The following is a 13,426-nucleotide window of genomic DNA, read 5'->3' as shown; positions in this document are numbered from 1 at the left end:
CGGGCGGTGCGCGGCCGCGCGGGTCGAGTTGCGGCAGGCGCTGCATTCGGCTCGCTATGCGCGGCTGACGCTCGGCTGGCTCGAATGGCTGAGTTCGCTTGCGCTGCCGCCCGCCGAAGACGGCGACGCGCCCTCGCTGCGGCGCCACGCGACGAAGCGCGTGCGGCGGCTGTTCGGTCATCTCTATGCGTCGCCGTCGCTCACGTCGCTCGACACGGCCGCGCGTCATCAGGTGCGGATCGATGCGAAGCGGCTGCGCTATGCGCTCGAATTCTTCGCATCGCTGGCGTCGCGCCGCACGCGCACCGAGACGGTCAAGACGCTCACGCGCGTGCAGAGCGTGCTCGGTGAAGCGAACGACACGATGGTCGCGCTGCATCACCTCGAAAAATTGGCTGCCCCGCCGTACCAGCTCGGTTTCGTGCGCGGCTACGGTGCGGCGCTCGAGCAGCGCGCGGCGCGCGACGCCGAGACGCTGCTGGCCAGCCTGCGGCCGCCGAAGCTCGACGGCAAGCCGGGTTGACCGGCACGCGCTCCCTATAATGCCCCCCCGATTTCTACACGCATCCCGATGACCGACGCACCGCAATCTTCCCCGTCTTCCGAACCGCTCGAACTGGGCGGCGAGCTGTGGCTGCGCGCCGGTGAGCAGACGCTCGGCGGCGCCATGCGCATCGCGTTGCTCGCGGCGATCGGCGACACCGGTTCGATCACGCGCGCGGCGAAGGCCGTCGGCCTCAGCTACAAGGCCGCGTGGGAGGCGGTCGACACGATGAACAATCTTGCCGGCGAACCGCTCGTCGCGCGTTCGACGGGTGGCAAGGGCGGCGGCGGCACGACGCTGACGCCGCGCGCGACGTCGCTGATCGCCGCGTTCCGCACGATCGAGCGCGAGCATCGCCGGTTCATCGAGGCCGCGAGCGCGGCCGTGTCCGGGTTCGACGTCGACTGGGCGCTGATCGGCCGGATCGGGATGAAGACCAGCGCGCGCAACCAGTTGTTCGGCAAGGTCGCATCGATCGTGCGCGGCACCGTCAACGACGAGGTCACGCTCACGCTGCCCGGCGGACAGCCGATCGTTGCGGTGCTGACGCACGAGAGCGCCGATGCGCTCGGCCTGCAGGTTGACGCGGACGCCTGCGCGCTGGTGAAGGCGTCGTGGGTCGTGCTCGCGGTCGACGACGACGAGCAAGAGCTGAAAGTGTCCGCGCGGAATCAACTGCGCGGCAGTGTGGAAACCGTTGCGGCGGGCGCGGTGAACAGCGAGGTGACGCTGGCGCTCGACGGCGGCGGGACGCTGACGGCCGTCGTGACCAACGACAGCGTCGAGGCGTTGCAACTCGACACCGGCCGGCGGGCGATCGCCTTGTTCAAGGCATCGAGCGTGATTCTTGCGGTGACGGGCTGATGAAGCCGGCAGGACGGCGCGCTTCGACGATCGTGTGACGGGCGGGGCGAAGCCGGCATCGCACAGCGCCTGCACGGCGCCGGCTTCGTTTCCGCTTTCAACCTATGCCGCTACGCGCGGCTTCTCTCAGGCTCCAACCTGCCTGCCACGACCACGGCCTCGCGCGCTCACGTGACGCGCGTCGGCCACTCGGCGTGCGGCGGAGCCGCCTGCACGCGTCCTTCGCTCAACTGCACGACCTGGTCGCCGAACGCGGCGACGTCGTCGGGATCGTGCGAGATCAGCACCATCGGGATATCGAGCCGCGCCTGCAGCTCGGCGAGCTCGTGACGCATGCGCTGGCGCATTGCGCCGTCGAGCGCCGCGAACGGTTCGTCGAGCAGCAGGATCCGCGGCTGCGCGACCAGTGCGCGCGCCAGTGCGACGCGCTGTTTCTGCCCGCCCGACAACTGCGACGGATACTGCCCCGCGAGCGCTTCGAGATCGAACGCCTGCAGCCAGTACGCGACTTCCGGCGGCACCGTCTTCGCGCGCGGGTTGCGCAGCCCTGACGTGAGCCCGAACGCGATGTTCTGGCGCACGTTCAGATGCGGAAACAGCGCGTAATCCTGGAACAGGTACGCGACGCGGCGCTCGCGGGTCGGCACGTCGATGCGGCGAGCGGCGTCGAACAGCGGCTCGCCGTTCAGCGTGATCGTGCCTTCGTCAGGCGACAGCAGGCCGGCGATCGCCTGCAGCGTCATGCTCTTGCCCGCGCCGGACGGCCCGAACAGCACGACGCGCTGCGTCGTTGCCGTGAACGACATGTCGAGCGTGAAGCGGCGCTCGGCGTTTGCGTAGGTCTTGCGGATGTCGACGACGAGGCTCATGCATGCCTCCGCCGACGCAACCCGGCTGCCGGGCGAAGCAGGTGATATGGACGAGATGCGCGCTTCATGACAGCTGGCTCCGCGGGGCACGCGACGGCACGAGCCAGCCGGTCGCGAGCAGCACCAGCACGCAGGTGATCGACGTCACCAGCACGAGGAAGTTGGCCGTGCTGTCGTCGCCGGCCTGCACGGCCGCGTAGATCGCAACCGACAGCGTCTGCGTGCGGCCGGGCAGGTTGCCCGCGATCATCAGCGTCGCGCCGAACTCGCCGAGTGCGCGTGCAAACGCAAGCAGCGCGCCCGCGAGAATGCCGCGCGTGGCGAGCGGCAGCGTCACCCGGAAAAACACCGCGACTTCGCCGAGCCCGAGCGTGCGCGCCGCGCGCTCGAGATGCGGATCGACGCCTTCGAACGCAGCGCGCGCCGACTTCAGGATCAGCGGAAACGCGACGACCATCGACGCGATCACCGCGCCTTGCCACGTGAAGACGAGCTCGATGCCGAGCTTGTCGAGCCACGCGCCGAACACGCCGCGCCGGCCGAGCAGCACGAGCAGGTAATAGCCGAGCACCGTCGGCGGCAGCACGAGCGGCAGCGTCAGCACGGAATCGACGACGTCGCGCAGCGGCGAGCGCCAGCGCGCGAGCATGAACGCGGCCGCGACGCCGAGCACGATGTCGAGCGCGGTTGCCCAGCCGGCAACCTTCAACGACAGCAGCAGCGGTACCCAGGCGTCTTGCATCGCGCTACGCTCACTTGCCCGCGGGCTTGAAGCCGAACGTCGACAGCACGGCCTGGCCCTGCGGCGACGCGACGAAGTCGATGAACGACTGCGCCTGCGTGGCGTGGCGGCTGTCCTTGACCACGGCGATCGGATAGGTGATGGCCGTCTTCGTCGGCACGGTCAGCGCAACTTTCACGCGGCCCGGCATGATCGCGGCGTCGGTCCCGAAGACGAAGCCCGCGTCGACTTCGCCGCGCGCGACATAGTCGAGGCTCTGGCGCACGTTGGCGGCCAGCACGCCCTTCGCGCTGACGGCATCCCACACGCCGGCCGCGCGCAGCGCGCCTTCCGTGTAGCGGCCGACCGGCACCGATGCCGGGTCGCCGTACGCGATGCGCTTCACGCCGGGCGCCGTCAGGTCGTTCAGCGACGTCGGCGCGGCGGCCTTGCTGTCCGCCGGCACGATCAGCACGAGCGAGTTCGCCGCGAAATCGCGACGCGTGCCGGGCACGATCACCTTTTCGTCGGCTGCACGATCCATCGCCTTCTGGTCGGCCGACGCGAACACGTCAGCCGGCGCGCCCTTGGCGATCTGCTGCATCAGCACGTCCGACGCGCCGAAGTTGAACAGCACCTTGGTATCCGGATGCTGCTTCTCGTACGCATCGCCGACGGCCTTGAACGCGTTCGTCAGGCTGGCGGCGGCCGACACGACCAGTTCGTCGGCAGCGGAAGCGGGCGCGCTGAACGCGATACCGGCAGCGGCAAGCGTGGCGATCGGTAGCAGGCGAAGCAGGGTGCGGCGAAGCGGACGGACGGTTGAGCGCATGGTGGATTCGTTTTAATGGGTGGAAACCGTAATCGTAATATAGGGTGGGTTATAACGCTCGACATACCGCTCATGCGACGGCGCGCATGTAATGGTCAGACGTGAAAAGGGGCGGGCGTGACGGCCGGGCGGCCGGTCACGTACGGAGCGTTTGCGGCGACGACTGGGTGCGCTGCAGCGACGACGGCTGCGATGCGGGGCGATAGTTCGGGTTGGCCTTCCAGCGCGCGCGGACGAACGGGCGTTCGTGGCCCGACAGTTGCAGCGCCACCTTGGTGACCCAGCGGTGCGACGGCACCGTGATGCCGTGCAGCGCCACGGTGACGAGCGCGAGGCTTGCGACGACCGCAGGCACCGACCAGCGGTGCGGCACCGCGCGCCACGACCCGGCGATGAAGGCGAGCGCGGCGATTGCGCCGACGATACAGCCGGTGATCGATTCGGACGGCGAATGGGCATCGAGCGCGACGCGCGACACGCCGACCGCGACGCCGGCCGCGAGCCCGAGCGCGATGCCGGCGATTCGCACCGGCGTACGCGTGCGGATCAGCGCCAGGAAAATCGCGACCGGATACACCGACGTCGACAGCATCGCATGGCCGCTGAACCCCGTGAAATCCCACTTGCGGATGCCGATCCCCCAGCCGAGGAACGCGATCTTCGTGAGCGCGACCACGCCGATCGCTGCCGCCAGCACGCCGAGCCACGCAGCCGCGCGTTGCCACGAGTAGCCGAGCGCGAGCCAGACGGCGATCGTGATCGCGAGCGGCAAGGTCAGGCCGGCGCCGCCGAACGCGGTGATCATGATCCACAGGTGAGACGACAGGTCGAACATCGGGAAGGGGACGAACGAAGGCGGGGAAGATGCTTAAATCAACGCGCGAGCCGGGAAGAACGACTACAACGGATACAAGCGGCGAAATCCCAGTATAGCGCCGCGTGCGCATGAGCCCCGTTTTTTGCGCGGCCGGGAACTATCCGCGTGCAGGAAAAATCCCAGAAACAATGTTATGGTGCATTGCACAAAGACGAACGATGCATCCGTTGTGGTGCCCCTATTTTTCCTGACTGCGAGCCCGATCGATGACCAAAAGTCTGACCAAGGTGTGGCTGGGCGGCATGAAACGCATGCTGTCTCCGGCCGCCCAGCGCGCGGCGCGCGATGCGCAGCGCATCACACGCGACGCCCTCGAGGCGGCGGCCTCTCCCGCCGTATCCGATCTGTCCCCACCGCGCGAATCGCGCGTGCGACCGCGCGCGGCCGCATGGGCGGCCGGCGAGTGGACGCGCGGCGAACATCCGATGGCGCCCGCGCTCGGGCGCCTCGTCCAGAATCTCGCTTACGGCCTCTACGTGCCGCCTGGCCGCCGGCGTGGCGCGATGCCGCTCGTCGTGATGCTGCACGGCTGCCAGCAGTCCGTCGACGAATTCGTGCAAGGCACGCGGATGAACCTGCTGGCCGACAAGCACGGCTTCGCGGTGCTGTATCCGGAGCAGTCGCTGCGCGCGCACGCGCACGGTTGCTGGCACTGGTATGAAGACACCGACCGCGCGGGCCGCGGCGAGGCGAACGCGGTGGCGTCGCTCGTCGACGCGCTCGTCGACGAGCGCGGTTTCGACGCGTCGCGCGTCTATGTCGCGGGGCTGTCGGCCGGCGCGGGCCTCGCGTCGCTTCTTGCACTGCACCATCCCGACCGTTTCGCGGCGGTGGCGCTGCACTCGGGCCCCGCGCTCGGCGAGGCGAGTTCGGGCATTACCGCGATGGACGTGATGCGGCGCGGCGTGCGCCAGAACCCGGCTGCGGCCGTCGATGCGCTGGTCGATGCCGCCGCGTATCCGGGCATGCCTGCGCTGATCGTCCAGGGTGACGGCGACCACGTGGTCGCGCCGAAGAATGCCGACCAGCTGACGGTGCAGTTCATGCGCCTGAACGGGCTCGCCGACAGCCGCGGCGCACTGCGCGGCGGCGAACGCGTGGAGACGCGCGACGCGGGTGCGCAGATCACCGATGTCTGCCGCGACGGTGAGCCGGTCGTGCGGCTCTGTCATGTGAAAGGGCTCGATCATGCGTGGGCCGGCGGCGATGAAGCCGTACCGTTTCATGCAGCGGTCGGCCCCGACGCGAGCGCGATGATCTGGGCCTTTTTCGAAGCACATCGCCGCACTGTGGCGACCGAACGACGCATCGTCTGATCGACGCTGGCCAAAGCCTAGGGTTTTCCCTATAATTCGGGAAAACCCTAGTCAAAGAACCTTTGGATTGCGAGATCAACCATGTACCTGCTGAGCCACCTCTTCCTGATGCTGACCAAGAACGCTGAAAAGGCCTCGAAAGAGCGCGCCGAGGCGTACCTGGCCGACGCGACCGACATCTATGATCTCGAATTCCGCATGCGCAAGATCGATCGCGAAGCGGCAATGAACCGCCCGTATACGTTCGGCTCGCGCTAAGGCGCGCAGTCAGGTCCGCCGCTCCGGCGAATCACGCAGCAAAAAAGGGCGCGTGCGGCTACATGCCGCACGCGCCCTTTTTGCATTCCAGGCGCTGTGTCGCGTCAGACGATCGTCAGGCGCACCGGCACGTTGTTACGCGTCGCGTTCGAGTACGGGCACACGTGGTGCGCCTTTTCGACCAGTGCTTGCGCGTCGGCCTTGTCGAACCCCGGCAGCGATACGCGCAGTTCGACGTCGAGCCCGAAGCCGCCTGCGTCGTTCGGCCCGATGCCCACTTCCGCCGTGACCTGCGTGTCGGCCGGGAGTGCCTTCTTGTCCTGGCCGGCGACGAATTTCATCGCGCTCAGGAAACAGGCCGAGTAACCTGCGGCAAACAGTTGTTCCGGATTCGTGCCTTCCGCGCCCGTGCCGCCGAGTTCGCGCGGCGCGGCCAGCTTCACTTCCAGCTTGTTGTCAGCGGATACCGCGCGGCCGTCGCGGCCACCCGTGCTCGTGGCGCTGGTCTTGTACAGAATGTTCATCGTGCAGCTCCTGTCGGAAAAAGGGAGGAAGAGCGGTCCGGTCGAACGGGGTGTCGCCGGCCACCCGTAAACAATAGAACACAAATTATTTGTGTGCAAATGAATTTTTGAAGAAAAGGCCCGGCACTGCCGGGCCGGTTCGTCGAGGCTCGCCTGTCAGCGTTCGTTGGCGGCCGACAGTGCGTCGCGCAACTGCTGGAGATCGGCGCGCAGCCTGACCAGGAAGTCGGGCGATTGCTGCATCGCGCAAAAGAGATCGGCGGGTACCGAGCGCGCGCGATCTTTCAGCGCACGGCCTTCCGGCGTCACAAGCACGTTCACGATGCGTTCGTCGGCCGCGCTACGGACGCGCTCGACGTAGCCGAGCGCCTCCAGCCGCTTCAGCAGTGGCGTGACGGTGGCCGGGTCGAGGTCGAGCCGCGCGGCGATGTCCTTTACGGCGATGTCGTCGCGCTCCCACAGCACGAGCATCGCGAGATATTGGGGATAGGTCAGCGACAGCTTGTCGAGCAGCGGCTTGTACGCCTTCGTCATCGCGTGCGAAGTCGAGTAGAGCGCGAAGCAGAGTTGCTCGTCGAGCGTCTGGGGCAGCGGGGGCAGGCGATCCATGATTCGGAGGGCGCGTCGAACGCGCGAACAATTTGTACGCAAATTATTTTGCGCGCAAAAGATCGGGATGAACAGGGGCGGCCGGCGACGAGCGGTGGCTGACGGAGGCGGGGGAAGGGCGGGTGCGCCGGGACACAACCCGGCGCGGAGAACGTCGGGCCGGCGACGCGCGCCGGCCGGGGAGGCTTCAGCGGCCCGACGTGGTGGTCGTCGCGCCCGGTTCCTGTACGCCGAAGCAGCCGCGATAGGTTGCGTAGAACGAGCAGTACAGCATCGTGACGATGATGATCGTCACCGGCATCATGATCGTCAGCGCATAGGCGCCGGCGCCGAGCGCCTGCAGCAGCAGCGACAGCGCGAGCGACGTGCCGAGCGCGACGGCGAACCACAGCACGCCGTACACGACGAACGCGCCGCGATTGCGCCAGCAGCTGACGACGCTGAAGAACAGCGCCTTGGCGGGCGGGACGTCATGCCACGCGACCAGCACCGGCGCGAACCAGAACAGCATCGCGACCGGCAGGTAGAGCAGCGTCGCGAAGAACAGCGCGCCGAGCGTGCCTTGCGCGGCGAGCGCCTCCGGCGTCGTGCTCGCTTCGTCGGCCGCGCCCATCATCACGTGGAACAGCGCGCCGCCGTCCACGAACGACGAAGCGGCGAACACGACCACCATCGACGCGACGTAGATCACGCCGAGCACGAGCAGCCGCTGGGTCGCGACGGTGCCGTACGAGCGGAAGCCGTCGACGAGGATCGTCGGCATCACGGGCTTGCCGGCCACCGTGTCGCGGCACGCGGCCATGAAGCCGACCGCGACGCCGGGAATGAAGACCAGCGGCAGCGCGGAGCCGATCACGGGCACCATCGATATCAGCGTGATGGCCAGCAGGTACGTGAAGAACAGCGTGATGAACGCGAGCGGGTTCCGGCGGAACAGCCAGACGCCTTGACGGAACCAGACATAGCCCGTTTTGGCGGGCACTTCGATCAGTTGCATGCGGTTTGGATCTCGGGAAGCGCGGGCGTATGCGCGATACGCTCGCGCAGGATGCGTTCGAAATGGCCGGGGTCGTGCGGCTTGAGCATCTCGGCCGCGCGCGGCAGGTAGAAGTCGTACAGGCGCGACACCCAGAAGCGGTATGCGCCCGCGCGCAGCATGTCGCTCCAGTGGCGGCGCTCCTCGGCCGTGAACGGCCGGACCGTCTGGTACGCGCGCAGCAGCGCGTCGGCGCGCGCGACGTCGAGCACGCCGGTCGCGAGGTCGACGCACCAGTCGTTGACCGTGACCGCGACGTCGAACAGCCACTTGTCGCAGCCCGCGAAATAGAAGTCGAAGAAGCCGCCGAGCCGCACGTCGTGGCCGGTGCCGGGCGCCGCGTGCGCGAACAGCACGTTGTCGCGGAACAGGTCGCAATGGCATGGCCCGGCCGGCAGCGCCGCGTAGTCGTCCGACGCGAAGAAGCTGGCCTGGTGCGCGAGCTCGCCTTCCAGCAGCGCGCGCTGCTCATCCGTGATGAACGGCACGATCGCCGGCACGTTCTCCTGCCACCACGGCAGGCTGCGCAGGTTCGGCTGGTTGCGCGGATAGTCGCGGCCGGCGAGGTGCAGGCGCGCGAGCATCTGCCCGACCTCGATGCAGTGTTCGACCCCCGGCGCGAGTTCGGCCGAGCCGTCGAGCTTCGTGACGATCGCGGCCGGCTTGCCGTGCAGCAAGCCGAACAGCGAGCCGTCGTCGCGCGGGATCGGATCGGGCACCGGCACGCCGTGGCCGGCCAGGTGGCTCATCAGGTCGAGGTAGAACGGCAGCTGTTCCGCCGTGAGCTTTTCGAAGATCGTGAGGACGTACTCGCCGCGCGTCGTCGTCAGGAAGAAATTGCTGTTTTCGATACCGGACGGAATGCCGCGGAACGCAAGCACGTCGCCCAGTTCGTAGTGGCGCATCCATTGCGCGAGATCGGAGTCGGAAACAGCAGTGAAAACGGCCATGCGGGATGCGTCAGGTCAGGGTGTCGGCACGCGGGCGGCGTGCGTCGCGACAACAGGTGAAGGGAGGCGGCGCGCGGCGTTCGGTGCCGCGCGCCACGGAATCAGTAGCGCAGGTTCAACGACGGCAGGCGCGTGATCGGGATGCCCGCGTCGTGCGGCTTCGGCGACGTGTCGGGCGTCGAGCTCATCTGGTAGCGCGTGCCGAAGTTCGACTTCACGTCGATCTCGACCGGTTTGCCGCGATCGCGGTACTCGGTGACTTCGGTGCCGTTCTTGCTCTTTTCGTGGAAGCTCGGCGTGCGGCGGATGTCGTCGAAGTCGACTTTCGACGTGACTTCGGCGCCCGGCCGGTTGATCTTGCGGAGATCGGGCAGGCCGGCGGCCTCGTTGGCCTCGGCCCGAGCCTGCGCGTCGGCGTCAGGCGTGCCGCCGGCGGCGTAAGCGACGCTGGCGGCGGCAAACGCGGCGGCAGCGGCGACGAGAATGAGCGGCTTCATGATGAGTCTCCAGTGAACCCACCGATTTTAGCAAATACTGCGGCCCATCCGGCCCTCGCGTGCGTAGGGGCAGCCATAAGGGCGACCGGGTTCCGTGTTAATGTCGTCGGATCAGACGAGGTGATGAAAATGAAGAACGATTTGAGCCGCCGGCACCGAGTGCTGACGCCCGAGAGCCCGTCAGTCGAGGCTTTCGACGATCCGATCGCCGCCGTCGCGCGGCTGTCCGCCATTTACGACACGAACACCGGCTTCCTGCGCGACGCATTCGCGCGCTATCGCCGCCACGAACCGATTACCGAGCACGTCCGCGCGTGCTACCCGTTCGTGCGGATCCGCACCGACGTCAACACGCATGTCGATTCGCGCCGCTCGTACGGTTTCGTCGCGGGCCCCGGCGTGTTCGAGACGACGGTCACGCGCCCCGATCTCTTCGCGAACTACTATCGCGAGCAACTGCGCCTGCTGGCGAAGAACCACCATGTGAAGATCGAGATCGGTGTGTCGTCGCAGCCGATTCCGATCCATTTCGCGTTTCCGGAAGGCATCCATCTCGAGGGCGAGCTCGACCGTGACCGCCTGCTCGCGATGCGCGACATCTTCGATACGCCTGACCTGTCGTATCTCGACGACCGCATCGTCAATGGCACGTTCGAGCCGGCGCCGGGCGAGCCGCATCCGCTCGCGCTGTTCACGGCCGCGCGCGTCGACTTCTCGCTGCACCGGCTGCGTCACTACACGGCGACGTCGCCCACGCATTTCCAGAACTACGTGCTCTACACGAACTACCAGTTCTACATCGACGAGTTCGTGAAGCTCGGTCGTACGGTGATGACGGAGAGCGACGATCCCGAGGTGCGCGCATACCGCAGCCAGTACAGCGCGTTCGTCGAGCCGGGCGATGTCGTGACCTACAACGCGAACCTCGGCAGCGAGCCGGCCGAGGGCAACGCGCCGCCGCGCCTGCCGCAGATGCCGGCGTATCACCTGAAGCGCGCGGACGGCAGCGGGATCACGATGGTCAACATCGGCGTCGGCCCGTCGAACGCGAAGACGATCACCGATCACATCGCGGTGCTGCGTCCGCACGCGTGGGTGATGCTCGGTCACTGCGCGGGGCTGCGCAACACGCAGCGTCTCGGCGACTACGTGCTCGCCCACGGCTATGTGCGCGAGGATCACGTGCTCGACGCCGACCTGCCGCTGTGGGTGCCGATTCCGGCGCTCGCCGAAGTGCAGCTCGCGCTCGAGCGCGGGGTGGCCGACGTCACGCGGCTGGAAGGGGCTGAACTGAAGCGCGTGATGCGCACGGGTACGGTGGCGAGCGTCGATAACCGCAACTGGGAGCTGCGCGATCATCGCGAACCGGTGCAGCGGCTGTCGCAGAGCCGGGCGGTTGCGCTCGACATGGAAAGCGCGACGATCGCCGCGAACGGCTTCCGCTTCCGCGTACCGTACGGCACGCTGCTGTGCGTGTCGGACAAGCCGCTGCATGGCGAGCTGAAACTGCCGGGCATGGCCGACACGTTCTATCGCGGGCAGGTCGACCAGCATCTGCAGATCGGCGTGAAGGCAATGGAGATCCTGCGCACGAACGGGCTCGACAAGCTGCATAGCCGGAAGCTGCGGAGTTTTGCGGAAGTGGCGTTCCAGTAAGTGCGATGTCCGGCGGGCCCTGTGGGGCCCGCTGGGGTGGACGTTTTCCGGTTTGCCGCCCCGGTTGACGTGACGGCGCATGCGATTTCGCGGGCTGGCAGCGTGCGGTCGCGTACCTGTCATCAGCGACGCGCCTTCGAAACCCCGGCTCTACCGGATTGCCGGCGCCGTGATCACCATTGCACCGGTTCGACTGTCCGGTCGAATGCGGCCTCGAGCAACGCGGTCTCGCAAGCGTCGAGCCTCAGGTCGAGTGCTGCGAGCGCGTCGGTCAGGTGATGCGGCTTCGACAACCCGACGATCGGTGCGGTGATGCCTGGCCGGCTCAGTGCCCATGCCAGGGCGATCCGGGCGGGCGCCACCCCGCGCGCCTGCGCCACCTGCCTGACCGCATCGACGGTCGCCGCGACTGCGTCGCGTCCGTCGTACCAGGACACCATTTGCTGGTCGGTTGCGGCCCGCGTCGTCGACGCATCGCGCGAGCCGGCCAGCAGCCCGCGGCCGAGCGGGGACCACGGCGTGTAGGCCATCCCTTCTTCGATGCAAAGCGGCAGCATGTCGCGTTCGTCGTCACGGCAGATCAGGCTGTACTGGCTCTGCATCGAGACGAATCGGGCGAGGCCGTGATGCTGCTGAAACGCGAGCATCTTCATGAATTGCCACGCATGCATCGACGACGCACCGAGATAACGGACCTTGCCGCTTCTCACGAGGGTATCGAGCGCATCGAGCGTTTCTTCGATCGGGGTGTCCGGATCGAACCGGTGGATCACGTAGAGATCGACGTAATCCGTCCCGAGGCGCTGCAGCGACGCGTCGATGCTGGCGAGCAGATGCTTGCGCGACAACCCGCGCGCATTTGGCCCGTCGCCGGTCGGAAAGAACGCCTTGGTTGCGATCACCACGTCGTCGCGCGTCGCGAAATCGCGCAGCGCGCGCCCGAGAATGCGCTCGCTCTCGCCGCCCGAGTAGATGTCGGCCGTGTCGAAGAAATTCATCCCGGCATCGAGTGCCGTGCGGATGAAAGGGCGGGCCGCCTCCTCGGTCGCGACCCACGGACGCCATGACGGGTCGCCGTAGGTCATGCAGCCCAGGCATAGCCGCGACACCTTCAGCCCGGACCTTCCCAGTCTCACGTATTCCATCGGTTCTTCCTCCGTCGCCGTGCCGGTCAGCGCATGCCGCCGATCGTGTAGCCGCCGTCGACCAGGAGCGATTCACCCGTCACGAAGCGCGCTTCGTCGCTGCAGAGCCATACGACCGCGTCGGCCACGTCTTCGGGCGTGCCGATCCGTCGCGCGGGCGTGAATGCGGCGAAGGGGCGGAACATCTCGTCGTCGCCGAAGCGGCGCGCCATCGGCGTGTCGATGATGCCGGGGTTCACGTTGTTGATCCGGATGCCGTGCGGGCCGCCTTCGAGTGCGACCGCACGCACCAGTGCATCGAGCGCCCCCTTGCTGGCTGAATAGGTCGACGAGCCGGCAAGCGCGCCTTTCGAGAGCCACGACGACGTATTGACGATCGCACCGCCGCCGTGCGCGAGCATCGCCTCCATTTCGTATTTGATCGACAGCCACGTACCCTTGAGATTGGTGGCGATCACATGGTCGAAGTCGGCCTCGGTCTGTTCCACGATCGGCGCGAACGTGCCTTCCGTACCCGCATTGTTGAATGCGGCGTGCAATGCGCCGTAGCGCGCGATCGTGGCGTCGACGAGCGCGCGCACGCCCTCGACGGATGTGACGTCAATGGCCATCGCGAAGGCTTCGCCGCCGCGCTCGGCAATTGCGTGCACGGTTTCGTCGAGCGGCGCCGCGCGCCGTCCGGCGACGACGACGCGAGCGCCTTCGCGCGCGAAGGCGAGCGCGGCCGC

Annotated in this window: 16 protein-coding genes; 5 read left to right on the top strand and 11 right to left on the bottom strand. The window is 67.5% G+C overall.

What is annotated here, in order from left to right:
* Both G3N99_RS23145 and G3N99_RS23140 read left to right on the top strand, forming a co-directional pair.
* The coding region (locus G3N99_RS23145; protein WP_206123560.1) for a CHAD domain-containing protein at positions 1 to 523 on the top strand (523 nt) is incomplete at its 5' end.
* A 48-nt stretch (positions 524 to 571) separates the two neighbouring features.
* Positions 572 to 1,408 carry a TOBE domain-containing protein gene (locus G3N99_RS23140; RefSeq protein ID WP_206123559.1) on the top strand — a complete coding sequence of 279 codons (837 nt, stop codon included), beginning with the start codon at positions 572 to 574 and terminating at the stop codon, positions 1,406 to 1,408.
* Positions 1,409 to 1,575: 167 nt separating this feature from the next.
* Here G3N99_RS23140 and G3N99_RS23135 read toward each other — a convergent pair whose 3' ends face one another.
* From G3N99_RS23135 to G3N99_RS23120, 4 genes are all read right to left on the bottom strand, one after another.
* Positions 1,576 to 2,277, bottom strand: a complete 702-nt coding sequence (locus tag G3N99_RS23135) for an ATP-binding cassette domain-containing protein (RefSeq protein ID WP_089428017.1) — start codon at positions 2,275 to 2,277, stop codon at positions 1,576 to 1,578.
* 64 nt (positions 2,278 to 2,341) lie between these two features.
* Positions 2,342 to 3,019: a molybdate ABC transporter permease subunit gene (modB, locus tag G3N99_RS23130; RefSeq protein ID WP_174938667.1), complete on the bottom strand. Its 678-nt coding sequence runs from the start codon at positions 3,017 to 3,019 to the stop codon at positions 2,342 to 2,344.
* Between the two features lie 10 nt (positions 3,020 to 3,029).
* Positions 3,030 to 3,830 (bottom strand): molybdate ABC transporter substrate-binding protein, encoded by an 801-nt coding sequence (gene modA, locus G3N99_RS23125; protein WP_174938659.1) that lies wholly within the window; start codon positions 3,828 to 3,830, stop codon positions 3,030 to 3,032.
* 136 nt (positions 3,831 to 3,966) lie between these two features.
* Positions 3,967 to 4,665 (bottom strand): phosphatase PAP2 family protein, encoded by a 699-nt coding sequence (locus tag G3N99_RS23120; protein WP_059521469.1) that lies wholly within the window; start codon positions 4,663 to 4,665, stop codon positions 3,967 to 3,969.
* A gap of 248 nt (positions 4,666 to 4,913) precedes the next feature.
* On the opposite strand from G3N99_RS23120, the gene G3N99_RS23115 reads away from it, so the two are divergent.
* Together G3N99_RS23115 and G3N99_RS23110 are read left to right on the top strand one after the other, a co-directional pair.
* A complete protein-coding gene (locus G3N99_RS23115) occupies positions 4,914 to 6,023 on the top strand; it encodes a PHB depolymerase family esterase (protein WP_174930596.1) in 1,110 nt (369 codons plus the stop codon).
* An 81-nt stretch (positions 6,024 to 6,104) separates the two neighbouring features.
* Positions 6,105 to 6,281 carry a DUF3563 family protein gene (locus G3N99_RS23110; RefSeq protein WP_011355826.1) on the top strand — a complete coding sequence of 59 codons (177 nt, stop codon included), beginning with the start codon at positions 6,105 to 6,107 and terminating at the stop codon, positions 6,279 to 6,281.
* Between the two features lie 104 nt (positions 6,282 to 6,385).
* On the opposite strand, the gene G3N99_RS23105 is transcribed toward G3N99_RS23110, so the two are convergent.
* The 5 genes from G3N99_RS23105 to G3N99_RS23085 all read right to left on the bottom strand — a co-directional run bounded on the left by G3N99_RS23105 (position 6,386) and on the right by G3N99_RS23085 (position 9,897).
* A complete protein-coding gene (locus G3N99_RS23105) occupies positions 6,386 to 6,805 on the bottom strand; it encodes an organic hydroperoxide resistance protein (protein WP_174936990.1) in 420 nt (139 codons plus the stop codon).
* Between the two features lie 156 nt (positions 6,806 to 6,961).
* Positions 6,962 to 7,414 carry a MarR family transcriptional regulator gene (locus G3N99_RS23100; protein ID WP_174936992.1) on the bottom strand — a complete coding sequence of 151 codons (453 nt, stop codon included), beginning with the start codon at positions 7,412 to 7,414 and terminating at the stop codon, positions 6,962 to 6,964.
* A gap of 187 nt (positions 7,415 to 7,601) precedes the next feature.
* A complete protein-coding gene (locus G3N99_RS23095; protein WP_089486238.1) occupies positions 7,602 to 8,411 on the bottom strand; it encodes a BPSS1780 family membrane protein in 810 nt (269 codons plus the stop codon).
* Positions 8,402 to 9,400 (bottom strand): homoserine kinase, encoded by a 999-nt coding sequence (locus G3N99_RS23090; protein WP_206123558.1) that lies wholly within the window; start codon positions 9,398 to 9,400, stop codon positions 8,402 to 8,404. The genes G3N99_RS23095 and G3N99_RS23090 overlap by 10 nt, the downstream gene beginning before the upstream one ends.
* Positions 9,401 to 9,501: 101 nt before the next feature.
* Positions 9,502 to 9,897, bottom strand: a complete 396-nt coding sequence (locus G3N99_RS23085) for a hypothetical protein (RefSeq protein ID WP_174936996.1) — start codon at positions 9,895 to 9,897, stop codon at positions 9,502 to 9,504.
* A 129-nt stretch (positions 9,898 to 10,026) separates the two neighbouring features.
* Between G3N99_RS23085 and G3N99_RS23080 the strand changes: the two genes are divergently transcribed.
* Positions 10,027 to 11,553 (top strand): AMP nucleosidase, encoded by a 1,527-nt coding sequence (locus G3N99_RS23080; RefSeq protein ID WP_174936998.1) that lies wholly within the window; start codon positions 10,027 to 10,029, stop codon positions 11,551 to 11,553.
* Positions 11,554 to 11,726: 173 nt separating this feature from the next.
* Here the strand turns inward: G3N99_RS23080 and G3N99_RS23075 are convergent, their stop codons facing one another.
* Positions 11,727 to 12,698 carry an aldo/keto reductase gene (locus G3N99_RS23075; RefSeq protein WP_206123557.1) on the bottom strand — a complete coding sequence of 324 codons (972 nt, stop codon included), beginning with the start codon at positions 12,696 to 12,698 and terminating at the stop codon, positions 11,727 to 11,729.
* Positions 12,699 to 12,724: 26 nt separating this feature from the next.
* The coding region (locus tag G3N99_RS23070) for an SDR family oxidoreductase (protein WP_206123556.1) at positions 12,725 to 13,426 on the bottom strand (702 nt) is incomplete at its 5' end.

The sequence above is a fragment of the Burkholderia sp. Ac-20392 genome (assembly GCF_017104585.1).
Taxonomy (GTDB): Bacteria; Pseudomonadota; Gammaproteobacteria; order Burkholderiales; family Burkholderiaceae; genus Burkholderia; species Burkholderia lata.
Note: the sequence above shows the minus strand (reverse complement) of the source record. Positions and strands in the feature narration are given on the sequence as shown.

What these genes read in the sequence shown, in the direction of transcription:
- G3N99_RS23080 (WP_174936998.1), top strand. Translation starts at nt 10,027, where the DNA reads ATGAAGAACGATTTGAGCCGCCGGCACCGAGTGCTGACGCCCGAGAGC.
- G3N99_RS23100 (WP_174936992.1), bottom strand. Translation starts at nt 7,414, where the DNA reads ATGGATCGCCTGCCCCCGCTGCCCCAGACGCTCGACGAGCAACTCTGC.
- G3N99_RS23095 (WP_089486238.1), bottom strand. Translation starts at nt 8,411, where the DNA reads ATGCAACTGATCGAAGTGCCCGCCAAAACGGGCTATGTCTGGTTCCGT.
- G3N99_RS23090 (WP_206123558.1), bottom strand. Translation starts at nt 9,400, where the DNA reads ATGGCCGTTTTCACTGCTGTTTCCGACTCCGATCTCGCGCAATGGATG.
- G3N99_RS23085 (WP_174936996.1), bottom strand. Translation starts at nt 9,897, where the DNA reads ATGAAGCCGCTCATTCTCGTCGCCGCTGCCGCCGCGTTTGCCGCCGCC.
- G3N99_RS23135 (WP_089428017.1), bottom strand. Translation starts at nt 2,277, where the DNA reads ATGAGCCTCGTCGTCGACATCCGCAAGACCTACGCAAACGCCGAGCGC.
- G3N99_RS23075 (WP_206123557.1), bottom strand. Translation starts at nt 12,698, where the DNA reads ATGGAATACGTGAGACTGGGAAGGTCCGGGCTGAAGGTGTCGCGGCTA.
- modB (WP_174938667.1), bottom strand. Translation starts at nt 3,019, where the DNA reads ATGCAAGACGCCTGGGTACCGCTGCTGCTGTCGTTGAAGGTTGCCGGC.
- G3N99_RS23105 (WP_174936990.1), bottom strand. Translation starts at nt 6,805, where the DNA reads ATGAACATTCTGTACAAGACCAGCGCCACGAGCACGGGTGGCCGCGAC.
- G3N99_RS23140 (WP_206123559.1), top strand. Translation starts at nt 572, where the DNA reads ATGACCGACGCACCGCAATCTTCCCCGTCTTCCGAACCGCTCGAACTG.
- G3N99_RS23110 (WP_011355826.1), top strand. Translation starts at nt 6,105, where the DNA reads ATGTACCTGCTGAGCCACCTCTTCCTGATGCTGACCAAGAACGCTGAA.
- G3N99_RS23115 (WP_174930596.1), top strand. Translation starts at nt 4,914, where the DNA reads ATGACCAAAAGTCTGACCAAGGTGTGGCTGGGCGGCATGAAACGCATG.
- G3N99_RS23120 (WP_059521469.1), bottom strand. Translation starts at nt 4,665, where the DNA reads ATGTTCGACCTGTCGTCTCACCTGTGGATCATGATCACCGCGTTCGGC.
- modA (WP_174938659.1), bottom strand. Translation starts at nt 3,830, where the DNA reads ATGCGCTCAACCGTCCGTCCGCTTCGCCGCACCCTGCTTCGCCTGCTA.